We start from the raw sequence: 25639 nt of genomic DNA on the forward strand, positions 1-25639 counted from the left end.
ATACGACATTTTAACACCAAAATAAATGTCTTAACATCTATTTAAGATAATGTTGATTAACTTTAGGCAAACTAATCAATCCAATATGAAAAAATTATCCTTTATCTTTTTACTACTCTTCTCTTTGACAGGGTTTTCGCAAGAATTCTCTATGGATTTAGTCAAAAACATGACACCAAGAAACATTGGTCCTGGCGGAATGTCTGGACGCGTTACATCTATAGACGTTGTACATAGCAACCCAGATATTATGTACGTTGGTACGGCATCTGGCGGTTTATGGAAATCGACTTCTGGTGGTATAAAATGGAACCCTGTATTTGACAAAGAGGTTACCGCATCTGTGGGAGCTGTTGCTATACAACAATCTAACCCTAGCGTTATTTGGGTTGGTACAGGAGAAGGTAATCCTAGAAATAGTTTAAATGGTGGTTACGGAATATATAAATCTTTAGACGCAGGAAAAACGTGGCAATCTATGGGTTTAGAAAACACGAGACATATCCATCGCGTAGTCATAGACCCAACAAATCCTGATATTGTTTATGCTGCTGCAATTGGTAGTCCATGGGGAGAACATCCAGAACGTGGTATTTTTAAAACAACAGATGGTGGTAAATCATGGAAAAAAATATTATTTGCTAACAATAAAACAGGAGCTGCAGACTTAGTTATGGATCCTACCAATCCTAACAAATTAATTGCAACACTTTGGGAGCACAAACGTGACCCTTGGTTTTTTAAATCTGGGGGATCAGGTTCTGGATTACATATTACTCATGATGGTGGAGAACACTGGACTAAAGTAACAGAAAAAGAAGGTTTTCCTAAAGGAGAATTAGGGCGTATTGGTGTTGCAATTGCTGCTAATAAACCAAATATTATTTATGCTTTAGTCGAAGCTAAAAAAAATGCCCTTTACAAAAGTGAAGATGGAGGTTTTAAATGGAAAAAAGTAAATGACAAAAGTGATATTGGAAATAGACCTTTTTATTATTCTGAAATATATGTAGACCCACAAAACGAAAACCGTGTGTATTCTGTTTACACCTATATAAATGTTAGTGAAGATGGCGGTAAAAACTTCAAGCAATTAATGCCTGCTTATGGCGCAGACAATGGTGTACACCCTGACCATCATGCTTGGTGGATCCACCCGACTAATGGTGATTTTATGATTGATGGTAATGATGGTGGATTAAACATTACAAAAGATGGTGGAAAAAACTGGCGTTTTGTTGGTAATATTCCAGTTGCACAGTTTTACCATATCAATGTAGATAATGAGTATCCATATAATGTATATGGAGGGATGCAAGATAATGGATCTTGGAGAGGTCCAGCTTACGTTTGGCGTGCACAAGCTATAAGAAATAGCTATTGGCAAGAAATTAGTTTTGGAGATGGGTTTGATGTCGTACCGGATAAAGACAATTCGCGTTACGGTTGGTCTATGAGTCAGCAAGGCTCTGTGAGCAGATACGACTGGCAGACAGGAAACAATTATACTGTAAAACCAATACATCCTGATAAAGATGTAATGCTTAGATTTAACTGGAATAGTGCTATAAATATTGATCCATTTGATAATAGCACCATTTATTTTGGTAGTCAATTTGTACATAAATCTACAGATAAAGGATTGACTTGGACGGTTATTTCTCCAGATTTAACCACTAACGATCCTGAAAAACAAAAACAGCACGAAAGTGGTGGTTTAACAATGGATGCAACGGGTGCAGAAAACCATTGTACTATTTTGGTTATCGAACCATCTGTTGTTGAAAAAGATGTGTTTTGGGTAGGTACAGATGATGGTCGTGTACATGTCACTAAAAATGGAGGACAGAGTTATGACGACGTTTCTAACAACCTAAGAGGTTTGCCAAAAGGAAGTTGGGTAGCGCAAATAAAAGCAAGTAATAAAAATAAAGGAGAAGCATTGCTTATCGCGAATGATTATAGACGTTTTAATTACACACCGTATGCTTACCGTACTAAAAACTACGGAAAGACCTGGGAACGTATCGTAGATGAAAATGATGTTAAAAGTTACACCTTATCTATTGTTGAAGATTTAGTAGAGCCAAACTTAATGTTTTTAGGGACTGATGATGGGTTATACATATCTGTTGATGCAGGAGATAAATGGACTAAATGGACTTCAGGTTTCCCTACGGTATCTGTAAAAGATTTAGTAATCCATCCAAGAGAACACGATTTAGTAATTGGTACTTTTGGACGTGCTGCTTGGGTATTGGATGATATTAGACCATTGCGTGCTATTGCAAAAAGCAAGCAGGTAATTGCTAATAAAATTCAACTATTCTCACCTCCTACTGCTTATCAAGCTGCTTACCAACAGCCTACAGGAAGTCGATTTGGTGCAGACGCCATGTTTCATGGAGAAAACAGAGGTCGTGGTGCACAATTCACGTATTTAGTTAATCCGGTAAAAGCTTTAAAAGAAGATAAAAAAGATACAGATGATGATAACGCTGAAGCTGAAACAGAAAGCAGTAAAAACGCTATCAAGTGGGATTCTATTTCACTTAAACTATACAACGGAGACAAATTAATTAGAACCTTAAAACGTAAAGTTCCTGAGGAAAAAGGCCTACACAAATGGACTTGGTACATGGACGAAAAAGGAGGCGATAGACCTTCAAGAACCATTAGAAAACAAAAAAGAGAATCTGGTGGTGTTGATGTAAAACCCGGAACATACAAAGCTGTTTTAGAATATGGCGATCAATCTTCTGAAACGATGATCACGGTAGCTTCAGACCCTAGATTAGAGGTCTCTGCAAAAAACACGGACGACGTTTATGCTGCTTTAAAAGAAATACAAAACATGCGACAAATTGCTGCGGATGCCACAAAGCAATTAGCTAAAAATAAAACCTTAGCTGAAAAGTATAAAACAGAATTAACAGCATTAGATAAAGACAAGTATAAAGACCAAATAAAAGCCTCTAAAGACATTATTAAAGAGATAGATACGCTTTTAGATATCTATGTTGGAAAACAAGATAAGCGACAAGGAATTACAAAAACCTTAGATGTAAGTGTTAATAACAGATTAGGAGGCGCTTCTTGGTACACAGCAACAAGACAATCTGGACTAACAAGTACAGAACATACGTTGCTACAGCATGCTAAAACCGATTTAAAAGCAGCACTTGATAAAACAAATCGCTTTTTTGATGAGACCTTTAAACCTTATTACCAGTCCATTATTAAGATAAATATGACTAAAGCAATAGATGAAATTAAAACCTTTACTTTAGATTAATTGTTTGTAATTTGCAAAAGCATAATTATCTGCTTAACTTTAAACAAATCAAATAAAAAAATCATACAATGAAAAAAATATCATTACTACTATTAGTGTTAACCTTTGGCGTATTTATAAGCTGTAAAAAGGACAAAACACAACCTGAAACTGAAAAAACAGTAGCGGAAACTGCTAAAAAAATCAAATTAAAATTAGAATCTAAAAGCGGAAGTACTGCAACTGGAAATGCTGTATTTACAGAAGAAGACGGAAAAATTAAATTTACTGCAATGTTAAGTGGATTAGAGCCAGGTATGCATGCAATCCATATTCATCAAACAGCAGATTGTTCTTCAGATGACGGAAAATCTACAGGAGGACATTGGAACCCAACTGGAGCACCTCACGGAAAATGGGGAAGCCCGGAAGGTTACCATAAAGGAGATATTGGAAACATGGAAGCAGATGCTAATGGACATGCAACAATTATGCTATCTACTGATGAATGGTGTATTGGATGTGGAGACAAAAACAAAGACATTGTAGGAAGAGCAATTATTGTACATGCAGGTACAGATGACTACACAACGCAACCAACTGGTGCAGCTGGTGGACGTGTAAGCTGTGGTGGAATTATAGAATAATTACCCTACCATATTATTATAAAAAAATCGCTTTTAAGCGATTTTTTTATGCCATTAAATCATATCTTAGAAGTCACATTAATTCGTATATGGATTTAGACAATTTAGTAATACAATTTAAAAATAAGGACGAAAAAGCATTCGAGAAACTATACAATATGTATAGTGATAGTATGCATGGCGTTATTTACAATATTGTTAGAGATAACACTATTGCTGAAGAACTTATGCAAGACGTTTTTATAAAAGCTTGGCACAAATCAGATAGCTACGACGTTAAAAAAGGACGTTTTTTTACTTGGTTAATTAATATTGCTAGAAATGCGGCGATAGACAAAACAAGATCTAAAGCGTTTAAAAATGCAAGTAAAAACCTTAACTCCGATTTTTTCGTAGATATAATAGAGTCTCAAGATAATTTAGACAGTAGTACTGATGCTATTGGAATAAAGAAATTTGTAGACAAATTAGCAAAAAAATGTATCGAAGTTATAGAGCTATTATACTTTAAAGGCTTTACACAAAAAGAAGCTTCAGAAGAATTGAATATGCCTATTGGTACGATAAAGACTAGAAATAGAAATTGCATTAAAGAATTAAGAGAATCCGTATTATAATATGAACATTAACGACTACATAAACTCAGGTATACTAGAACTATACGTTGCAGGTCAGCTTTCTGAAACAGAGAGTAAAGAAGTGTATGACCTAATGTTAAAACACCCTGAAGTATTAAAAGAAGTTTTAGAGATTGAGGCAGCCATAGTAAAACTAACAGCAAGCGTCTCTCCTAAAAAAGATATTTCGTTTAATACTATTAAAGGGCGATTAAATAATAATAGTACTTCTGGTAAAGTTATTAGCTTAAATAGATCTAAAACTAAATGGATAAATTATTCAGGTTGGGCAGCTGCTGTAGTATTAGCAGGTGGATTAATTTGGACTATTAATATGAAATCTACTTTAGAAAATCAAATACAAACGGTTACTACGGAAAAAGACTTTTTAGAAATCCAGATGGAAACTTCTAAAACAGATTTAGCCGAAACTAAAAACTTACTAAATATAATTAGAGACAAAAGTATTATTAACATCCCTCTAGAAGGTCAAGCAGCCGCTCCAGGAGCTTATGCTAACGTATATTGGGATAAAAAAGATGATACAGTCTATTTAGATTTAAAAGGTTTACCGGAACCACCTGAAGGTAAAGAGTACCAAGTATGGTCGTTAACATTAAACCCGTTAACACCCACTAGTTTAGGTACAATAAACGACTTTATACAGGATGACAACAAAATTTTTAAGCTTAAAAACGCTAATCAATCTCAAGCTTTTGGTATAACGTTAGAGCCTGCTGGCGGAAGTCCGACACCAACAATGGAACAACTATACACATTAGGAGTATTAGCGTCATTATAACAAATCCTAATTTTAAATAGTAATAAAAAAGACACCACATTGGGTGTCTTTTTTATTGGAGTACATTCAACTTATAAAAACACTACCAAAGGATTAGAAACAAGAAAGTGTTTGATAATTTAAATTATCAAACACTTTCAAAACAAACTAACAAAAACCAACCTTACTTTTTCATAGTATCAAACATTATACTTGTTAGTTGTGCAATTAATTATTTCCCTAAATTGATTGCACTATACTTACGTAAATTTTATGAGTAAGGTTTTATTGTTTTTAAAACGAATAACTTAATGTCGTTTTAAAATAAAATGGTGTTCCTGGTGTAAAATGAATTTCTTCTACAGCCTGGTCTTCATTTTGTAATCTTGACTCCGTTAAAAACTGAGTTTCCTTCCAATCAGTATCAAAAACATTTTCAATACTTACGCCTAATTTCCATTGGGTATTAAAAGCATAGTTCAGGTTTAGATCGGTTACAAAATAACCTTCGGCTTGAACCGAATTATCCTCGTTTGCGGGTCTGTCATCCACATACCTGTAATTTATTCCTCCTGAAAAATTATTAATATCCTTAAAAGACACCCCTCCTACTAAAGTAAAATCTGGAGCTAATGGTATATAATCGTTACCATCCGTTTCTTCTAAACTTCTTGCTCTTGTTAACGTTGCATCTGTATTAAAATATATGTTGTCTGATAACTGATATCTTATCCCTAAGTCCAATCCATAACGTTCAGATTTTCCGCTAGGCTCAATAATTCCGGCATCACCAACGTACACAAATTCTTCTTCAGAAAATAAATACCATAATGCCGTATTTATAACAACTTTACTTGATGGTTTCCAAATGTTACCAAAATCGACGCCATATGCTTTTGGTAAAGCATTATCTATATTTTGATTTAAAACCACTCTAGAGTCGTTTGAGTGAAATCCAATTCCTGATTTTAAAAACCATTGTAAATTATTATTCTGATTATATTGAATACTTAATTTTGGTAATACAGCAACTTCACTTTGTGTCAGATTACTATACGTATCACTTAATTGATCTTGGTACTGAAACTTGATATACTCCAAACGTACTGCAGGTGTAATTTTTACTTTTCCCAAATCAATTTCAGCATTAAAAAACCCATATAAATTACGCTGATTAACATCTCCTAATTGTATATTTTCTAAAGTTGTTTTTCTATTTAAAGTATGTGACAATTCGATATCATTAACATCATCATATCGTAAACCAACTCCTGAAGTATAACTAACATCAAACGTATTATAATCTACGTTTTTTTTGAACTGTGTATTAAATCCAAAAATATTTCGGTTTTCCTTTTGCTTAATTTGATCTCCATTTATTGGGTCGTCCAAGAAAAAGGTGAAATTTGAATACAACTGAAACTTATAATTAGAATAAAACGCATTGGTTTGCATTTCAACATCATTATCTAAAATAGTACTGTGCTGAATATTAAAATTTGTACGACTAGTTTCTCCTCCTTCCGTATCATCTACCGCTCCAAAATTAGAAAGCGTTCCGTTATCTACTAAACGCTGCGGGATTTGCCCTGATGCATCCCATTGACTGGTAAAATGACTTAACGTTAACGCGACTTTAGAATTAGAGTTTATAAAGGCATTATACTTACCAATAAGGTTTAATCTATCAAAATTTTGTGGTGACTTAAAAGGACCGTCCGTTTCAATATATTCTACAGCAACATAGGCATTTTGAGAATTGTTTTTATCCAAAAGATTAAACATACCTAAAGTTCTAAGTGAATTAAACTGACCTGCAGAAAAGCTAATTAAATTATCATCTAACTTGTCTTTAGTCTTAAAATCTACAAATCCAGCAGTATTAAAATCACCGTGATTAGCATAATAAGGTCCTTTTCCAAAACTAATTGTATTAATTGTTTCTGGTATTAAAAAGTGTAAATCACTATACCCTTGACCATGTGCATGAGACACCATGTTTACAGGCATACCGTCTACAGATAGACCAACATCAGTACCATGGTCTACGTCAAAACCTCTTAAAAACAGTTGCTCAGCTTTACCACCACCAGCGTGTTGACCTATAATTAAACCAGGTACTTTCCTTAAAATTTCTTGAGACGAATTTATCGGACTCGTCGCCAAATCAATCTTAACCATGCTATTAATAACATTAACCGGCTCTGTTAAAACCAACTCGTCTAATAAAAAAGCTTTCGTTTCTAAATTAATAATTAATGACGAATTTAAAAGCCCTTTTGTTAACAAGATGTTTTGCTTTTGATACCCTAGTAGCCCAATAACTAAACTGTCTCCAACTTTAGTTTCATTAATTACAAACTGTCCTAATTGGTTAGTGTGCGCATGTTGTTTTGAGTTTTGATTATATACATAAGCATTCTCTAAAGGTTGATTGTCACTTAGAACAATCCCCTTAATGGTCTGAGCTTTAGCGGAAAAAATAAAACCTACTAAAACTATTAAAAGAAGTGTGTTTTTCATGGGCGCAAATATTATAAATTATTGACATTTTTAAAAGTTAAAGGTCCTAATTCATACCCACTGTCTAACAAATCTTCTTTTAACATTGCTACTTCTTTTAGCTTACCATTAGCCTTATAAATTTTTGCTAAATGGTACTGCACTTCTGGTTCAAATGTTTTGCCCGCAACGTATTGTTCTGCTATTTTTAAAGCTTCGGTAGGATTATCATTATTAAAATAACTCCATGCTAATAAATCATAAGATAGCGGTGTTGGTCTATTTTCTACTTCTATTTTAGCTAAGGCAATTGCTTTTTCGCTTTTACTTTCTGCTAATATTTTTGAAGAATACACATTATACATATCGCCATAATCACGATCTTCAATTGCTAAAAAATAAGACTTTAAATAATTGTTTTTAATTAACTCTTTATTCTGAAATTCTGCAATTTCAGCCTTAAACAACAAATAATCTGGTGCATTATGTAATTGTGTAATGGCATCCAAAATACGATTAGCTTCTGTTGGATTTTTTTCATGAGAATAAACAATCCAAGCAATTCCTTTTTTAGCATAAGCGTCGTTTGGGTTTAGAGCTAATGCTTTTAAATAATGATTATAAGATTGTTGTATTTGTCCATCGTGTCCATAAAAATCGGCAAGATTAGTATAAGACCATTCTTTTAAATTATCTACTTTAGAAGACTCTGCTTTAGCTGTTGCTTTTTCTAAATATTTTATTGCCGAATCTAAATCACCATTATGATCACTCCATTTAGACAATCTAATTAAATAACCAAAATTATTTAAATCCTTAACCGTTTCTAGATAGTTTTTAGCTAGATCATAGTTCCCTAATTCCATATGTACATCAAAAAGCATTTTTTGAGTGCCATCAAGGTTTTGACCATTTTCTTCCGCTTTATTAAGTAGTACTAAAGCTGATTTAAATTTATGTTGAGAAATATAATTACGTGCCAAAGCCCTTAAGTATCCGGCAGCTTTATATTGTGTTTTTTCGTTTAAAGTTACTAATGCATGTTCAGCATTTTTAAGATGACTGATAGACCCTGTAGATTTAAATAACCTAGATTCTGCACCTGCTATTTGAGATAAATAAGAAATTTGGTTTGGTGCTATCTCCAGCTTATTGGACCAAAAATCATATTCTGAAGTTGCATTGAGTGTTTCAGTATTTGTTTTTAAAGATAAAAACTGGTTATAATCTTCTGGATTAGTAATGTTTTTAGTGTTTTCTGAACAACTAGTTGCTGTGATTATAACAAGTAGTAGCATGTATAGTTTTGTGTTCATAATGTTTTGTTGTTTGTTGTTTGCTGTTTTAGGAAATGGAAATAATAAAAACCTAGAGTATGTTAAAAGTACTCTAGGTTAAAATTTGGTCTACCAAGGAGACGCTAAATAAGGGAAAGTTGTTAAAAATGCTTTATCATTTACATCTACATTATCATTAGATAGTGTAGGGTTTTCGGTAAAATCTTCTCCACCAAAAATCAATAATAACTCTACAGTAATAACATCATCAGCCAAATTACGCCCTGTTAATACATTTGTACCGTCATAAAAAGTAGTTGTTCCGTCTAAAGACACATTAAGCACATCTGTAGCTAACAATCCTGTAAAAGTAGCAGCATCTTGTCCTAAAGCATTAGCGTCTCCTGCATTTGCAAAAGCTGGACTTAATGCTGTTAAGTTAGTTTCAAACATGGCTTGAAAAGCACCACTTTGAGCAGTTGGTACTGTTGTGTTAAACATATCTTTAGATCCTGAAGACACAAATACTGTATTTACAGCCGGTCTACCCATTTGGTCTTGTTGAGTATAAGTACCCGCAAAATCTGGTCCTGTTGGTGTAACTATACCTGTTGCATCATCATCGTCTGAACAGTTAAACGCTACCAATGTTACTAGAAGTACGGTAAATATATTTTTGAAATTTTTCATAATTTGTAAGTTTTAAAAAGTTTGTTATTATTTAGACTTAGATTCTACCCAAGTATTTATTGTTCCAGATCCACCAATCATTGCTTTTGGTACTTCAATTACTATAGACATCACATTACTACCAGCAAAAGTGTCTGTTCCAGGATTGTTAAACGCTGTAGCAGTACCACCAATAATTGCAGAATATTGGTTAAAATCAAAGAAAAAAGGATCATCTCTTGGTCCTGCAAAAGCAGTAATACCATTACTTGACTCAGTCATTGCAGTTTCACCATAAGCAGTAATATCTACTACAGTTTGCGTTGCATTAGTCAAAATTGTACTACTTAATCCTGTTGTACCTGGAGCCACTGGCCCAAAAAAGTACATTTTACCATCTCTTGGTATAGCTTGGATTACTAAATCTTCAACATTGTCTCCTGTATTGTCAATGTTAAACTCAATCATGACGTTTTCGTCAAAACTAGCACTAGCTGATGCGGTAGGACTTAATAACCCTTGCACGTTTGCTACAAATACTAAATTGTTTGTGTCTTCACCCTGAAAAGCGTAAAAGTCTGTAATGTCACTTGTACCACCTTGTACTGCTGGAGCATCAATGTGATCTGCTGATAAGAAGAAGAAACTTGCTGCTGCAAATACACCTACTCCTAAAATAAATTTGAAATTTTTCATAATGTTTTTGAGATTTTTGTTAATTTATATTTTTGGTTCTCGAAGACACTTACGCAACTTTTACAATAGCGGTTTTATAAAAGTTTAGTTTTTTTGAAAAAATGTGAAAAATAATTTTAAAAAAGTATCTTTGACCTTATAATTACAAACAACAATGAACCCATCTGCTTCAGGCTGGATTAAAAAATTAATTAAAGAGCTAAAACCCGAAAAACTCTTTAAATACAATGACTTAGAAGTGTACTACAGACATTTTAGAGACTGTGGTTTTATATACGGAAGCAACGTAACAATTGTAAATAACTGGATTGAAAATGATGATTTTGAAGCAGACGAAATTTGTAAAATAAATTTAGTAATTGCTTTACTTATTGCCTATACTAACCATAATACTAGTCAAGATTTTTATACAGAAGTTGTTAATTTTTACAACACTATTAATAAAAAAAGAGTCTCTTTTTTACAATTTATAATAGCGTCTAAAGACGTAAAAGATCAAACCGAGAACATTATCAATAAGCGTATACAAATAGACGACAACCTTATTGATAAAAGTTTTAACTATTTTATTACCAACGCCTTACTTTTTGTAGATGTTTTAGCGTTTAGACAGTATTTAAAAACAGGCGCAATAAGTGAAGACTATATACAGCGCTACGAAGCTATAATAGAAAGTATTGTTTTGAATACTTTAAATAGTAAAAAAGAAAAATCTGAATACGATAAAAGTTTAATTAATCTGTTTGAGCAATCATTACGCTACCAGCGTGATACTGTATTATTATATAACGAAGCTATTAAAAATGTGGATAGCAATTTATTTTCGCGCTATTGCTTAGACCTAGCAGCTATGGCTACTTGGACGGATGCAACATTGGATAACGAAGAAGTTGTATTTTTAAATACTTTAGGCAAAAACCTTAATCTAACACAACATCAGACAGACGAAGCTTCAAAAACCATTGAAGAATTTTATAAAACGTACAGACAAAAAGTACCGTTATTAGGCTCTAAAAATATTGTGAAAACGTTTTACGATAACTCTACTAACATGGTATTTAAACTGATTAAACGTAACAGTAAACGCTTAACAAAGGAGTTATTAGAAAGTAAAGAACTGGTTATTTTATTATCAAAATCCACTGTTAGAGATTTAAGTAAAGAAGAACAAAGAAAAGTTCAGGAACAGTTACTTGACATCTTTAAATCGGTACCAAGTTTGGCTATATTTTTACTACCCGGTGGTGCTTTACTATTACCATTAGTAGTTAAATTTATACCTAAATTATTACCAAGTGCTTTTGATGACAACAGAATTGAAGACGAAGAAGAGTAAACATTACTCTAACCACTCTTTAAAATCCTTTACACGCTCTCTAGCCACAATAACCTCATCTTCATTATAATTGTTAAGCTTTATTTGTAAACGCGAGTTAGTGTAGCTTATAATGTCTTTAATAGCATTTATATTAATAAAGAATTTACGATTGATTCTAAAAAAGGTATCTGGTTCCAATTCATTTTCCAAAGCCTCTAATGTGGTGTCTAACAAATAATTTCGACCTTCCGTAGTATATAGATAAGTCCCTTTGTTTTCGCTGTAAAAGCACTCTACATCATCAATATTTACTAATTTTAAATGTTGCCCTACTTTAACCGAAAACCGTTTTTTATAAACCCTGTCAATTGGATTAATCAATAACTTTTTAATATCCTCAAAATCTAAGGCAATATTAGTTTTCTGCGGAAGCCTAGTTTTATATTTAGCAACAGCTGTTTCTAAATCTTCATCATCGATAGGTTTTAATAAATAATCGATACTATTTAGTTTAAAAGCTTGCAAAGCATATTCGTCATAAGCAGTTGTAAATATAATAGCCGATTTAACCTCAACCTGATCAAAAATCTCAAAAGACAAACCATCACTAAGCTGAATGTCTAAAAAGATAACATCTGGATGTGGATTATTATTAAACCATTGGATAGATTCTTCTACCGAATGCAACATTGTTTCCGCAGTAATATCAATTGCTTCTAACATACGTTTTAAACGTCTTGCAGATGGTTTTTCGTCTTCTATAATTATGACTTTCATTAGTACTATAATTTGGTTGGTTTGTTATATTATTTTACTCTATTATTCTAGATAGGTTTCAATTAAAAAAATTTAAGACTAATAGGCTATCGCTAGTTTTAATTAATTTTCAACTTATCCCTTACAACTTTAGCCTTTTGCCTTTAGCCTTTTGCCTTTAGCCTTTTAAACTTCCTCTAATCACCTACTCCCAACGTCTATTGTCCTTTTCTTTATTCATGTATCTTTCAATTTTACGCTGTTCCCAGTCTTTTCCAAAGAGGTAATCCGTACCAAAAACGCCTAAAAAATGAAACCCAACGCCTATTCCCCAAAATAAAGGAGTAGACCAGACAGCAAAACTCCAAAACGGTTCTCCTGACTTAGAATAAATCATTACTATTAAAAAAATATTAACGACAATATAGATCGCAAAGTGCCAATAAAAACCGACAATTTTATCCACTTTTTTCTTAGCTCTTAAATACGCTTCTTCTTTTTCAAATCTAGACTGTTGATTGTCTTCCAGATATGTATCAATGTCATTTTTCATAATGCGCTAATTTAATTATAACGTTGTTGATTATCCTCTTCCATAAACTTTCTAATCTTCTTGTCTTCCCATGATTTACCAAGCATACCATCATTTACAAACACTTTATAAGCGTGAAAAGATAAGCCTACCGCCCAACCAAACATTGGAAAGAAAAACCATTTATAGTCCCAACTTGTTTTATAATTAATAAAAATTAAAAACGGAATAACAATACAGTACGATATCAGGTTATAGTAAAACTCTTTTAATTCTTCTACATGTTTACGGGCTCTAACGTAAGAGTCGTCTAACTGTTTTTGTGGTATTTGTTTCATTATCGAAATTTCTTTACTAAGCATTGGTATTGACACTAAAAAACTAGTGCTATTCTGATTAATACTGACACGCTTATTAGTTAATAATTGGTAGCGTTGTTTGATATTTTCTAAGCCAACACCACTACTCTTTTTTACAATTTGTTTAGGTTGCAGATTGTTTTCTACAACTAGATTTTGTTCGGTTTCATAAATCTTAATATGTAACGGTTTGCCACTAGTAACAATATTATGCTTTACAGCATTTTCTAGTAACAACTGTAACGCTAATGGCACCACTTTACTTTCTGGGTCTAAAGCCTGTTCTGGAATATCAAAGATGATGCTGTCTTCAAATCTCATTTTAAGTAAAGACATATATGTTTTTGCGAATTTTAACTCTTCATCTACTGTAACTAATTCTTTATTTTTCTGTTCTAAAACATAACGATAAACTTTAGATAAGCTAGTCGTGAATTTTTGTGCGCTTTCTGGATTTTCTTCAATTAAACTAGTTAATACATTTAAGCTATTAAATAAAAAATGAGGATCCAATTGGTTTTTTAAAGCATCAAATTTTGCGCTTGCCGTACCAGCAATAACTTTTTGTTCTTTTAATTTATTTTTCTGAAATCTGTTATAAAAATAAACCACATGAAACACAGATACTATGGTCAACGTTATCCATAGCCCAAAGGAGTAACCACTCCATGACTCGTTAGCAATAAAAAATTTAAACGAGTTACCTACGTAAACAATAGATGTAAAAGCTCTTAATAAAAACAAGCCTAAAAGCGTAATTAACGTAGAACCAACAATACCTAGAAGGATTCTTTTAATATACGCTCCAGGTTTCCAATTGATACGTTCCATAAAACCAAAAAACGTCATATTAGAAAACCCTAAAACAATAGCATATAACTGATAGAATATAAAATCCTCTATAAATTGCCCAACCGAATCGTAGCTAAATCCATTAGACATGTATTGTCCAACAACAAAAACTAAGCACCCAATTGCAAAGGTTAAAACAATATTTTTTAAAATTTTATTCATAGTTATTACTTTTAAAACACGCACTATAGCTATTGGTTACAAGCTTTAGTTAATTGTTCTGCACGCTCTTGTCCCCAATTTGGATCAAATGCTGTTTCTGGTTTAAAGTTAGCAAAAAGTTGCAGAGATTTTTCTATTTGCTCACAAAATGGCTTAGTATCTTTTCCAAAATACTTTGCGGTTCCCATATCCCATTCTGCTTTACTTAACATAACTCTAGGATTATCAGGCGCTAATTGTGCTGCTTGGCTATATAAAGCATTTATTTTACCAGATAACGTCATCCCATAAGTTGCACCATCACTAACGACATAAACCATGTGCAGCATAGCTTGCAAAACCAATATTTCGGGATTATCTTTAGACTGGGCAGTCGCATTATCCACAAAACCTTGTGCTTTTTTTAACTGAGCATCTAAAACATCTTTCTCTTTTAATTTAGAAAATCCGTCCAAGATTAATACTTGCGCAGCATAATATGAAGGCAACCAATTATCGGTTTCTGCAGTTGCAATGCGCTCAAATAAATTAGAAGCTTCTGTTATTTGACCTTGTTCCCAAAGCTCAAAAGCTTTGTTCATTCCTGATTTATACGTGGTTTGTGCTTGTAACATTGACGTTATAAAAAACACAATAGTAAAAGTTAATTTATACATGATTATAGAGTTATTAATTACACTACAAAGATGCTGCACAAACCGGCTTATTAAAAAAAAGCATGACCCAACTGTTATTTTTTTAGGCTGAATTGTAAGTCGTATTCAGTTACATAAACATAGCTATTGTATTTACCTGACAAAACAGTAACTTTAAATCATCAAAACCAGTTACTTATGCCTATTAAAACAGTCGAAATCATTGTATTTAGTATCATCGGATTATTAATACTCCTTAATTTACTTTTAAACATTAATAAGTATAAAAACGACACTATTAATGTTGTTATTAAAAACTGGAGTCACAATAAATACTTTTTTATAACTTTTGTTTGGGGTGTATTTGGAGGTCACTTTTTTTTAGGTAGTAAAAAGCCTGTTTTAGATATTTTTATTACCCATTGGGAAATCCCGCCAATTGCATTAGTGCTAATTGTTATAATCATGATTATCTATGGTAGAAAATTACCTAAAGATTTAATTATAAAAACGAAACACCAAGTATTACTATTAATTTCTGGGCTACTATTTGGGCATTTTATATGGTCTCAACGCCATGAAGAGTTTATTAATTTCGCCTTAAACAATTAAAAATATGCAACCAATAAACCAACTGTTAGACCAAGATACTTTTATCAAAAAAGTACAGTATTTAATAATTACTTTATTTTTATTACTAATTGCATTTGATATTTATCTAGCTGTAGATACAACGACAGATAACGACACTATTAGCCGAATTATAAAAAATTATACTGATAATGGGTTATATGTCCTAACCTTTTTTTGGGGTGCATTAGCAGCAAATTTCTTCTTTACTACCAAACACGTTTTATTAGTTAGCGGTACCATTGGAAGTATAATTTTAGTCGTGCTTGCTTTTTTTATCTATTGGTTTAGCTTAGGAACAAAAGTTGAAACTTTTATTGGCCCCACGGAAAATGATATACGTATCGCACATGCTATTTACATGATCATTGGGTTTTTAATAGCATTTTTAGTTTGGAGACAGCGTGGTGTGCACGGGTAATAGATAAATTGAATTATATTTACATAAAAAATAATCATGTCATCAACATTCGCTGCAATAGATTTTGAAACTGCAAAAAGCCATCATATTTGTTCGGTAGGAATTGTGACGTTTAAAGACGGGGTTATTGTGGACGAGTTTCATGCGTTAATACAACCACCAAACAACGATTATAATTTTCACAATATACAAGTCCATGGTATTACTGAGGATGACACACGATTTGCACCAAATTTTAAAGCGGTATACCCTGAAATAAAAAAACGGATTTCGGGAATCACAACCGTTGCGCACAATGAGTCTTTTGACCGTACTGTTTTACAAAAAACGATGACAGATTATAACATTCCACATTCTGATTTGATTATGGAACATCGTTGGGAGTGTACATTAAAACTATATCGTAATAAAGGCTACAAACCAGCTAAATTAGACGCGTGTTGTAAAGTGCATAATATTGCACTAAAACATCACGACGCGTTATCTGATGCTAGAGCATGCGGTAAGTTGTTTTTAATTGCTCAATTTGAGTCTTTACCTTTGTTTTAACGGTTCTCGATACACTTCTCCTACGTCGAAGCACTCGAACTGACGTAATTCGTTTACTCACACTTAAACAGAAACCTTATCACATTATAAGCACGTATCGTCACTTCGAGTGGTTTGTGAGGTACGAGCAAATTGTATCGAGAAGTTATTCAAACAGTAACGGTTCTTGATACACTTCTCCTACGTCGAATTACTAAAACTGACATGGTGTAATTATTCATGTGTGATTACTCTTGATTACATCCAAAACAAAAAAAAATAGCAAACTGAGTTTTATCTCTGCTTACTATTAATTAATACTATTTAAAACGTTGCGTTTATTCAACATTATAAGTAATCAGACTACTGCATTCTGTAGTGCTTCTTGTTCTGTAATAAGAAATGCTTCTATCGTCATTCTCTTTGGTTACTGAGTATGTGTTATCACAATACACCGTTATAAATCTAGTCCCCACAAAAGCATCATTTGTATTGTCTACATCTACTGTATAATTGTAAAGATAACGTCCGTCTTCTATTTTCTCCCAGGTTCCAGTTGCTGTTTCTACAGTTGCATAAAACTCCATAAAAGTCCCATCGGAATTAAAGGTTATTAATATTTCTGAGTCTTCAAAAACACTTTTAAACCATCTGTCAACAAGCGTCCATTCTGTCCCGGTCCATTCGTCTAAAGTAGATTCTAAGCTTTCTGATCGGTACATTTGCCAATCCCCGATGACTTGGTTGACTTCTTCAGGATTGTCCGCAGTATCGTCGTCGTTATTACACGACACAACACTAATTAGGGATAAGATAATAAAGGCATTTAAAACATAATTTTTCATAGCAGTGAAAATTTAAAGTTAGTTATTTATTAATATAACCAATATGCACCTTTATTTCCTACCCTAGATGGCTTTTACTTTAAAAACCAAACTTTTAAAGATTATCTAATTGATTGTCTGTTCCCTTCTCACTAATCGTCCAAAAGAAACCTACGAAGAAAAACTGATCCGCTGCCGGACGTAATGCTCGCCTATTAAACTGCCCATTTAAATCTGCTGTATTAGCATATTGATAGCCATTAATATTTTTAAATCCTAAGGCATTGTTAACTGAAAAATATAAGATTTTTTGGGGACTTAATAAGTACGCCCAATTAACACTTAAGCTATTATAAGATTTAGTTTTTTGATTTAAAAAACCCGTTTGATTAGGATCAGTGTAAGTTCTACCCGAAGCAAAATTATAACTTAAACCTACTTGGCTTTTCCAGCTATCTATCCAATATTTACCAACAACGGATAAGTTATGTGTGTTAGCAAAATTAGGTTGTGCTGAGGTCGTGTAATTTTTATAATTACGTGCTGTATCCAAAAATGAATAGCTGACCCAATAATCAATATTATTGATGCTTTTATTATCTCTAAAAAACAAATCTATTCCTTTTGCATAACCACTTCCTGAATTATCAAAATCAGTTTCAAAATTGGTAAAATCTGAATCATATTTAACAAAATCGCTATATTTTTTATAATAGGTTTCTGCTCTAAAAATTTTACCATCGGAATTAAACTGATAATTTAAAATATAATGTTGGGCTTGTTGTGCTTCTAAATTTTGATCAAACTTTAAAATAGCACTGTTAGGTTGTTGGAAAAAATTACCATAAGCTAATGATAATTGGCTTTTACTACCTGTTTTATAAGCTAATGATGCTCTTGGAGATGCTGTTACTTTATCAAATAACTGACTATACTCTGCACGAAACCCTGCTTTTAAAGCTAGTTTTTTAGAAAAGAAAATATCCGCTTCTGTAAATGCTGCTGTTAGATTATTATTATACCCATAATTAACATTATCTATAACTTGATCGTTGTAGTTTTCGTTGAATTTAGTAGCAAATTGTTCTGCTCCAAAATTTAATTTAAAACGATTACTGATTCGGTATTTTAGTTTTAACTTAGCATGTATAGAGTTTTCTGTAGTATTTATTTTACTATCAATTATACTAACCTTTCCTTTGGCGTAGGTATAACTTAAACCTCCAGAAATGGTCCAATCGCTATTTAAAACTTCTTTATAAGAACCATTAAAATAGAAGTTTTTATTATTTAAAGCAAAGGATAATCCATCTTCTAAATTAATGTCTTCCTGAACTAAACTAAAGTCTGAGGTATCAAAAGCGGAGTATAATTTTAAGATTCCATTGTCTGTTTTATGTCTAAAAACAGCTTCACCAGAAACGGTTTGGAAAGGCTTTTTCCAATCGTTACGATCTTCAAACAACTCTAAATAGGGTGCTAAATTAATATACGACGCGTTAACGCTTAAACTGTTTTTGCCCCATATTTGTGTGTTTCCTAAACTAGCTCCGACACTCATGATACCAATATCTGTTTTTTCTTGATCAGGTTGATTTATGGTATTAAGCTCTAAAACACTAGATAAGGCTTGCCCATACTCGGCACTATAACCACCTGTTGAAAAGGTAATTCCGTCAAATAAAAATGGCGAGTAGCGACCACGCGTTGGAATGTTATTTGTGGTTGGAGCATAAGGCGTAAATACACGCATCCCGTCAATAAATATTTGTGTTTCTTCTGCTTCTCCTCCACGTACAAACAAGCGCCCATCCTCGGATACTGTTGTGGTCCCTGGTAAGGTTTGTAATGCGCCTACAAAATCGCCTAAAGCACTTGCTGTAGTAACTACATCCAAGGGTTTTAATACCGATACTTTACTATTATCTCCTGCTGCAAAGGTCCCGGCTGATATAACGACTGCGTCCAAAGTGTTTACGTCTTCTTTTAAGACTATTTTTATGTTTTTTAAAGCTGTTACTGTTTTGACTATTGTTAAGGTCTCAAAAGACACGAAAGACGTAACCAGACGTTGTTGCCCTGTGGCTGTTGTTGTAAAACTAAAACTACCATCGGCTAGTGTACTTGCGCCATCATACGTCCCATCTAGATATACATTTGCTCCTAAAACGGGTTGGTTATTGGTGTCTGTTACGGTACCTGAGATTGTGTTTTGAGATAGTCCTAGCGTACTGATAATTAATGTTAATAGGGTTAGTGCAAGTTTCATAATAAAAAATGGTTTTTGATTGTTTGACTCTGCAAAGATGCACGGAGGACTAAGGGTTTTAAATTATTAAATCCCGAAGTGTTGATTTTTACGGATGAGCTGCGTTAGCGGTTGCAGTGGTATCCTTTTTTTGCTGCCACTTATGGCAAAAAAAGATTTTAACGGAAAACGCGACCCTTGTGGTAACGCCCAAAAAAAATAATTCTAAATTTGTGTAACGTCTTTATAATTTTAACTACTAATAGTTAAACTAACCAAATAACCATTGAGTAAACCATTAGAACAAAATTTTGTTGAATTGTTAGAGCAGCACCAGAATATTGTACATAAAGTTTGTAGACTTTATACCAATAACTATGATGCGCACAACGATTTATTTCAGGAAATAACCATCCAGCTATGGAAGGCTTTCCCGAAGTTTAGAGGGGATAGTAAATTTAGCACTTGGATGTATCGTGTGGGCTTAAATACCGCCATTACATTATACAGAAAGTCTAAACGTACTATCAACACTCAGCAATTTGACACAGTACAGTTTAAGATTAGTGCAGAGGAATATGATAGCACTGAGGAGGACCAATTAAAATTATTATACAACGCTGTCCACCAATTAAATGATATTGAAAAGGCTTTAGTCTTTTTGTATCTGGAGGACAAAAATTATAAAGAGATAAGTGAAACAATGGGTATTACTGAGGTTAATGCTAGAGTGAAGATGAACAGAGTGAAAACCAAATTAAGAACCATTTTAAATCCGTAACCTATGGATGAATTAGAATTATTAAAAAAAGACTGGGTTAAGAGTGACGATAAATTTGAAAGAAAATCGACTGCCCAACTATATCCAATGCTATTAAAAAAATCGTCTAGTATTGTAAAGACGTTATTTTATATAAGTATTGCAGAACTGGTGTTTTGGGTCGCCATAAATACAATACCTTTTTTGATGTCTGATGCTTACAGAGCCAAACATGAAGAAATGTATACTAGTAATATGTTTATAATTTTAAGCCTTTTGTCTTATGCTATTATATTACTTTTTGTGTATTTATTATACCGATCGCACAAATCAATTTCTGTTACAGACAATGCAAAAAAATTGATGCAAAACATATTAAAAACTAGAAAAATCATTAAATACTATGTGCTTTATAATTTAGTTTTGGCATCCGTATCAATGATCTTAGCGTTTATATACACTAGTAGTCATGACCCCTTATTAGCTGAAAAAATTGATCATTTCACTAACAAGCAATATATAGCAATGATTGGAATGTTTATGTTAGTTACTATCGTTTTTGTAGCTGTTATATGGCTGTTTTACAAGTTACTTTACGGTATCCTTTTAAGGCGATTAAATAGAAACTACAAAGAATTAAAGAAGATTGAAGTTTAATCTTTAAATAGTATCAGAATAAAAAAAGCCTCAAAGTAAATTTACTTTGAGGCTTTTTTATGGTTGTATGTTTTTTATTGAAGAATAGTGGCTATTAAGTTAAAAACTCACGTTTTTTATTAAGCTCTTCTTGTGCCAATAACTCCTTTTGAGGTATTACTTTTAAGAACGATGGGTGTTGCTCTATTGCATATTCTATTTGCTCTACGATGTCTGCAATAGTATCGTTTTCGTAATCAATTTTTAAAGGTTCTTTAATCTCGAAAGATTGATAAACGTTTTTCTTTTTAATTCGTAATCCCTTTTTATCAAAACTACGTCTAAAACCATCAATTACTATTGGTACTACTATTGGCTTATAACGTTTTATTATATGCGCTGTCCCTTTACGGATTGGCTTAAATGGTGTTGTGGTCCCTTGCGGGAATGTAACTACCCAACCGTCATCCAAAGCTTTTTTAATGGCAGAAATATCAGACATTTTTACTTGCCTGTTTATATCTTTACCTTGACTACGCCAAGTACGCTCTATACTAATAGATCCTGTGTAAGCAAATATTTTTGGTAGCAGACCTGATTTCATGGTTTCTTTAGCTGCCACATAATACATGTTTAGCTTTGGATTCCATAAATACCCCACATTTTTAATATTATCATCTCTCCCTTTTAAGGATGCATTAAATACATGAAACATTGCAATTACATCTGCAAAGTACGTTTGATGATTAGATATAAAAAGTACGTTAGTATCTGGTAAGTTTTTTATAACGTCTGATCCTTCGATTTGCAAATCGTTAAAGCCTCTAAAGCGTCTGTGTGTAAACAGACCTAAGATTCTGATTAACCATTTTTTTACAAAAAGAATATGTCCAAAGGGATTTTTTTTAAATAAACCCATAGTTTTTTTTACATTTAGTAATAACAAATATAGAAAAACCTTTAACTTATAGGGTAGCTTTTAACAAGTCTTTGACTTCGCTTAGCATCATTGCTGTTGCACCCCAAACTAAATGTGTCCCTAAATAAAACGCAGGCACCTCAACATCAGTACCGTAACTAGTTTTAACTTTTTTAGAGGTTAGATTACTATCACTTAACAAATCAGAGAGATAAACCTCTAATAAATCCTCCACTTCTGTCTCTTGTTTGATAAAAGTCGGTGTCTTAGTGGCTGCTCCAATATAAGGTTGCACATAAAAATTGCTTGGAGGAATGTATACTTGTGTCATTTTTTTATACACAGTGACTAGCTCTGGATGTACCCCAACCTCTTCATGCGTTTCGCGCAAAGCGGTGTGCATTAAATCACGATCTTCCTCTTCTACTTTACCTCCCGGAAATCCTACTTGCCCTGAGTGGACCCCTTTATAGGTTTTTCTTAAAATTAAAATCAGTTTAGTTTGCGCTTCCAAATCAGGGTAAAACAACGCTAAAACAGCACTTTGCCTTGCATTTTTTATATTATCGCCTTGCTTTTTAACCAACTCTTGTCTGTAAGGTGGTACCATTTTAAGCTGAGAAGCTTCGGCTGGCAAGGGGATATTTTTTATTTTTGGTAACGCTATGATAAATTCATTAAAATTCATTTTAAAAATGCGCGTATTATTATTGGTTGGTTTTTGTTTTTTGTTTCTTAATTGTGAAGATAAACAATCCAAATCTAAAACAAAATCAAACACTCCTAAAACAGAGGTCAAAGTAGTAGAAAAAGATACAACTCCGCAACGCGAATTTCCTTATTTAGATAAGGATAACGTTATGGATTTTTTCTTGGATTACGAGCCTAAAAACCCAGAAAACAAAGTACGCATCTCTACTTCTATGGGTGATATTGACATATTATTGTACGACAAAACTAAATTCCATCGTGCTAATTTTATATTTCTAACTAAACAGCATGCTTTTGATAATACCCAGTTTCATCGTGTGGTAAAAAACTTTATCATTCAAGGAGGTAATACAGACGATTTACAAGTAGCTGCCAGACGTGGTAAAATTGGTAGATACCTTTTACCAACAGATACCAACCGCGGTTACACCCATAAAAGAGGTGTAATATCTATGCCAAGCAGCGATATTGAAAATCCTTATAAATTAGCCTCGCCTTATGAGTTTTTTATAACACAACAAAACGCCTTTCATTTAGATGGCGACTTTACGGTATTTGGAGAAGTTATAAAAGGGATGGATGTTGTAGACAAAATAAACGCTGTTGATATTGATAAAGCAGATTGGCCATTACGTAACATATATATTAAAAAAGTAGAAATTATAGAATAGCTGCTGACTTTTAAGTATTTTTAAACTGAAATTAAATTATCCATTTTATATGAAAAAAAACACTGTTTTCTCTATCCTAACTTGTTCTATTATATTGTTTAGTACAAGTTGCAAGAAAGATACTGATACTACTGAATCCTCTGAAACTATGAGCGACAATTTATTACTTCAAGACTATACAGGACCTTACGGTGGTGTTCCTGCGTTTGACAAAATGAAAGTCGAACAAATAGAACCTGCTGTTATTGCTGGAATGGAACAAGGCTTAAAAGATATTGAAGCCATTGCTAATAATACAGATGCACCTACTTTTAAAAACACTATCGAAGCAATGGAACGTGCTGGTAGTGGTTTGGACAATGTATTTACCTACTACGGGATTTTTGGTAGTAACATGAGTAGTCCAGAATTTAGAGAAGTACAAGGTAAACTAGCACCTAAATTATCTGAATACACGTCAAAAATTAATCAAAACGAAGCGTTATTTAAGCGTATTAAATCGGTTTATGATGCGTCACAAAAAACACCATTAGAAGCTGACCAACAGCGTGTTTTAGAATTGACTTACAAGCGTTTTGAAATGAATGGTGCCGAATTAGATGACGTTAAGAAAAAGCGTTATGCGGAAATTAATAAAGAGCTATCATCACTTTACAATAAGTTTGGAGACAATGTTTTACATGACGAAGAAAACTATATTACCTATTTAACAAAAGACCAATTAGACGGTCTAAGTGAAGGATTTATTAAGTCTGCAGCAAAAATAGCAACAGATAATGGTAAAGATGGTCAATATGCCATTACCAACACTAGATCTTCAATGGATCCGTTTTTAACGTATAGCACAAATCGCGAATTACGTAAGCAAGTTTGGACAAACTATTACTCTAGAGGAGATAACGGAGATGAATTTGATAATAATACGCTTATCGCGGAAATTCTAAAACTTAGAAGAGAACGTGTTGAATTATTAGGTTATAAAAACTTTGCCGAATGGCGTTTACAAGACCGTATGGCTAAAACACCAGAAAATGCTATGCAATTAATGCTTGCTGTTTGGCCTGCTGCTATTGCGAGAGTAAAAGAAGAGGTTGCAGATATGCAAACGGTTGCAGATGCATCGGGACAAAAATCAGATATTGAAGCATGGGACTACCGTTACTACGCAGAAAAAGTAAGACAAAAAAAGTATAACTTAGATAGTGATGAGGTTAAACAATACTTACAACTAGATAAATTAACGGAAGCTTTATTTTATACTGCTGGTCGTTTATTCAATTATAAATTTACACCTGTTGCAGAAGGTAAAGTACCAGTGTTTCATGAAGATGTAAAGGTTTGGGAAGTAACAGATTTAGATTCTGGAAAAGCAATTGGTTTATGGTATTTAGATCCTTTTGCTAGACCAGGAAAACGTTCTGGTGCATGGGCAACAACTTATAGAAGTCATACTACACTTGACGGACCAAAAACAGTCTTAGCCTCAAACAATTCTAACTTTGTAAAAGCAGCTCCAGGAGAAGCAGTATTAATTTCTTGGGATGATGCGCAAACATTTTTTCATGAGTTTGGACACGCACTCCACTTCTTCTCTTCTAATGTAAAATACCCAACCTTAAATGGAGGTGTTAGAGATTACACAGAGTTTCAAAGTCAGTTGTTAGAACGTTGGTTATCTACAGACGAAGTGATTAATCAATTTTTAGTACATAATAAAACAGGAGAACCAATTCCAGCTAGTTTAGTTGCTAAAATTAAAAAAGCCTCAACTTTTAATCAAGGTTTTGGTACTACCGAATATTTAGCATCTGCATTAATGGACATGAAATTACACCTTGCTGATCCTGAAAATATTGATATTGATAAATTTGAACGTGAAACGTTAGCTGAATTAAAGATGCCTAAAGAATTACCAATGCGTCACAGAACACCGCATTTTGGTCATGTTTTTTCTGGCGAAGGTTATGCAACAGCGTATTATGGTTACATGTGGGCAGATGTCTTAACTAGTGATGCATCAGAAGCATTTAAAGATGCTCCAGGTGGTTTTTATGATAAAGAAGTGGCTGACAAATTAGTCAAGTATTTATTTGCTCCAAGAAACAGTATGGATCCTGCTGAAGCGTTTAGAAAATTTAGAGGACGTGATGCTAAAATTGAAGCTTTATTAAGAGATAGAGGGTTTCCTGTGCCAACAGAAAACTAAAACTAAAG

General features: G+C 33.1%; 22 protein-coding genes and 2 pseudogenes. 12 read left to right on the forward strand and 12 right to left on the reverse strand.

What is annotated here, in order from left to right:
• The first annotated feature begins 85 nt into the window (after nucleotides 1-85).
• From BMZ09_RS09105 to BMZ09_RS09120, 4 genes are all read left to right on the forward strand, one after another.
• Nucleotides 86-3295, forward strand: a complete 3210-nt coding sequence (locus tag BMZ09_RS09105; protein WP_090839726.1) for a VPS10 domain-containing protein — start codon at nucleotides 86-88, stop codon at nucleotides 3293-3295.
• A gap of 68 nt (nucleotides 3296-3363) precedes the next feature.
• Nucleotides 3364-3921, forward strand: a complete 558-nt coding sequence (locus tag BMZ09_RS09110; RefSeq protein WP_090839728.1) for a superoxide dismutase family protein — start codon at nucleotides 3364-3366, stop codon at nucleotides 3919-3921.
• 89 nt (nucleotides 3922-4010) lie between these two features.
• Nucleotides 4011-4538, forward strand: coding sequence for an RNA polymerase sigma factor (locus BMZ09_RS09115; protein WP_090839730.1), 528 nt, complete (start codon nucleotides 4011-4013; stop codon nucleotides 4536-4538).
• Between the two features lies 1 nt (nucleotide 4539).
• Nucleotides 4540-5340 carry an anti-sigma factor gene (locus BMZ09_RS09120; RefSeq protein WP_090839732.1) on the forward strand — a complete coding sequence of 267 codons (801 nt, stop codon included), beginning with the start codon at nucleotides 4540-4542 and terminating at the stop codon, nucleotides 5338-5340.
• A 273-nt stretch (nucleotides 5341-5613) separates the two neighbouring features.
• Here BMZ09_RS09120 and BMZ09_RS09125 read toward each other — a convergent pair whose 3' ends face one another.
• From BMZ09_RS09125 to BMZ09_RS16415, 4 genes and pseudogenes are all read right to left on the reverse strand, one after another.
• Nucleotides 5614-7842, reverse strand: coding sequence for a TonB-dependent receptor (locus tag BMZ09_RS09125; protein ID WP_090839734.1), 2229 nt, complete (start codon nucleotides 7840-7842; stop codon nucleotides 5614-5616).
• 11 nt (nucleotides 7843-7853) lie between these two features.
• Nucleotides 7854-9137: a tetratricopeptide repeat protein gene (locus tag BMZ09_RS09130; RefSeq protein WP_090839736.1), complete on the reverse strand. Its 1284-nt coding sequence runs from the start codon at nucleotides 9135-9137 to the stop codon at nucleotides 7854-7856.
• Between the two features lie 90 nt (nucleotides 9138-9227).
• A pseudogene (locus BMZ09_RS16410) lies at nucleotides 9228-10157 on the reverse strand (DUF4331 family protein).
• A gap of 33 nt (nucleotides 10158-10190) precedes the next feature.
• A pseudogene (locus BMZ09_RS16415) lies at nucleotides 10191-10463 on the reverse strand (DUF4331 family protein); the annotation flags it as partial.
• Nucleotides 10464-10617: 154 nt separating this feature from the next.
• On the opposite strand from BMZ09_RS16415, the gene BMZ09_RS09145 reads away from it, so the two are divergent.
• Entirely contained in the window at nucleotides 10618-11799 is a 1182-nt protein-coding gene (locus BMZ09_RS09145; RefSeq protein WP_090839742.1) for an LETM1-related biofilm-associated protein, read from the forward strand.
• 3 nt (nucleotides 11800-11802) lie between these two features.
• On the opposite strand, the gene BMZ09_RS09150 is transcribed toward BMZ09_RS09145, so the two are convergent.
• The 4 genes from BMZ09_RS09150 to BMZ09_RS09165 all read right to left on the reverse strand — a co-directional run bounded on the left by BMZ09_RS09150 (nucleotide 11803) and on the right by BMZ09_RS09165 (nucleotide 15098).
• A complete protein-coding gene (locus BMZ09_RS09150; protein WP_090839744.1) occupies nucleotides 11803-12558 on the reverse strand; it encodes a LytR/AlgR family response regulator transcription factor in 756 nt (251 codons plus the stop codon).
• A gap of 184 nt (nucleotides 12559-12742) precedes the next feature.
• Nucleotides 12743-13090, reverse strand: coding sequence for a 2TM domain-containing protein (locus BMZ09_RS09155; RefSeq protein WP_090839746.1), 348 nt, complete (start codon nucleotides 13088-13090; stop codon nucleotides 12743-12745).
• Nucleotides 13091-13101: 11 nt separating this feature from the next.
• Entirely contained in the window at nucleotides 13102-14442 is a 1341-nt protein-coding gene (locus BMZ09_RS09160; protein WP_090839747.1) for a 2TM domain-containing protein, read from the reverse strand.
• 29 nt (nucleotides 14443-14471) lie between these two features.
• Nucleotides 14472-15098: a hypothetical protein gene (locus tag BMZ09_RS09165; protein WP_090839749.1), complete on the reverse strand. Its 627-nt coding sequence runs from the start codon at nucleotides 15096-15098 to the stop codon at nucleotides 14472-14474.
• 177 nt (nucleotides 15099-15275) lie between these two features.
• Between BMZ09_RS09165 and BMZ09_RS09170 the strand changes: the two genes are divergently transcribed.
• Genes BMZ09_RS09170 through BMZ09_RS09180 form a run of 3 tightly spaced genes read left to right on the forward strand, consistent with a single transcriptional unit; the run spans nucleotide 15276 to nucleotide 16677 of the window.
• The gene (locus BMZ09_RS09170) at nucleotides 15276-15689 is read left to right on the forward strand and encodes a hypothetical protein (protein ID WP_143067800.1); all 414 of its coding nucleotides are present in this window, start codon (nucleotides 15276-15278) and stop codon (nucleotides 15687-15689) included.
• A 4-nt stretch (nucleotides 15690-15693) separates the two neighbouring features.
• Nucleotides 15694-16128: a hypothetical protein gene (locus BMZ09_RS09175; protein WP_090839753.1), complete on the forward strand. Its 435-nt coding sequence runs from the start codon at nucleotides 15694-15696 to the stop codon at nucleotides 16126-16128.
• A gap of 36 nt (nucleotides 16129-16164) precedes the next feature.
• Nucleotides 16165-16677 (forward strand): 3'-5' exonuclease, encoded by a 513-nt coding sequence (locus tag BMZ09_RS09180; protein ID WP_090839755.1) that lies wholly within the window; start codon nucleotides 16165-16167, stop codon nucleotides 16675-16677.
• Between the two features lie 317 nt (nucleotides 16678-16994).
• On the opposite strand, the gene BMZ09_RS09185 is transcribed toward BMZ09_RS09180, so the two are convergent.
• Nucleotides 16995-17501, reverse strand: coding sequence for a hypothetical protein (locus tag BMZ09_RS09185; protein ID WP_090839757.1), 507 nt, complete (start codon nucleotides 17499-17501; stop codon nucleotides 16995-16997).
• A gap of 94 nt (nucleotides 17502-17595) precedes the next feature.
• Nucleotides 17596-19749 carry a TonB-dependent receptor gene (locus BMZ09_RS09190; protein ID WP_090839759.1) on the reverse strand — a complete coding sequence of 718 codons (2154 nt, stop codon included), beginning with the start codon at nucleotides 19747-19749 and terminating at the stop codon, nucleotides 17596-17598.
• A gap of 265 nt (nucleotides 19750-20014) precedes the next feature.
• Between BMZ09_RS09190 and BMZ09_RS09195 the strand changes: the two genes are divergently transcribed.
• Nucleotides 20015-20509 (forward strand): RNA polymerase sigma factor, encoded by a 495-nt coding sequence (locus BMZ09_RS09195; protein ID WP_090839761.1) that lies wholly within the window; start codon nucleotides 20015-20017, stop codon nucleotides 20507-20509.
• Between the two features lie 3 nt (nucleotides 20510-20512).
• Nucleotides 20513-21145, forward strand: coding sequence for a hypothetical protein (locus tag BMZ09_RS09200; RefSeq protein ID WP_090839763.1), 633 nt, complete (start codon nucleotides 20513-20515; stop codon nucleotides 21143-21145).
• 94 nt (nucleotides 21146-21239) lie between these two features.
• Here BMZ09_RS09200 and BMZ09_RS09205 read toward each other — a convergent pair whose 3' ends face one another.
• Both BMZ09_RS09205 and BMZ09_RS09210 read right to left on the reverse strand, forming a co-directional pair.
• Nucleotides 21240-22043 carry a lysophospholipid acyltransferase family protein gene (locus BMZ09_RS09205; RefSeq protein ID WP_090839765.1) on the reverse strand — a complete coding sequence of 268 codons (804 nt, stop codon included), beginning with the start codon at nucleotides 22041-22043 and terminating at the stop codon, nucleotides 21240-21242.
• Nucleotides 22044-22089: 46 nt separating this feature from the next.
• Nucleotides 22090-22731, reverse strand: a complete 642-nt coding sequence (locus BMZ09_RS09210; RefSeq protein ID WP_090839766.1) for an NUDIX hydrolase — start codon at nucleotides 22729-22731, stop codon at nucleotides 22090-22092.
• A 7-nt stretch (nucleotides 22732-22738) separates the two neighbouring features.
• Here BMZ09_RS09210 and BMZ09_RS09215 point away from each other — a divergent pair, with 7 nt between their 5' ends.
• Together BMZ09_RS09215 and BMZ09_RS09220 are read left to right on the forward strand one after the other, a co-directional pair.
• Nucleotides 22739-23425: a peptidylprolyl isomerase gene (locus BMZ09_RS09215; RefSeq protein ID WP_090840122.1), complete on the forward strand. Its 687-nt coding sequence runs from the start codon at nucleotides 22739-22741 to the stop codon at nucleotides 23423-23425.
• A 49-nt stretch (nucleotides 23426-23474) separates the two neighbouring features.
• Nucleotides 23475-25631: a M3 family metallopeptidase gene (locus BMZ09_RS09220; protein ID WP_090839768.1), complete on the forward strand. Its 2157-nt coding sequence runs from the start codon at nucleotides 23475-23477 to the stop codon at nucleotides 25629-25631.
• The last annotated feature ends 8 nt before the right edge of the window (nucleotides 25632-25639 follow it).

Source organism: Olleya namhaensis, from assembly GCF_900114005.1.
GTDB lineage: Bacteria > Bacteroidota > Bacteroidia > Flavobacteriales > Flavobacteriaceae > Olleya > Olleya namhaensis.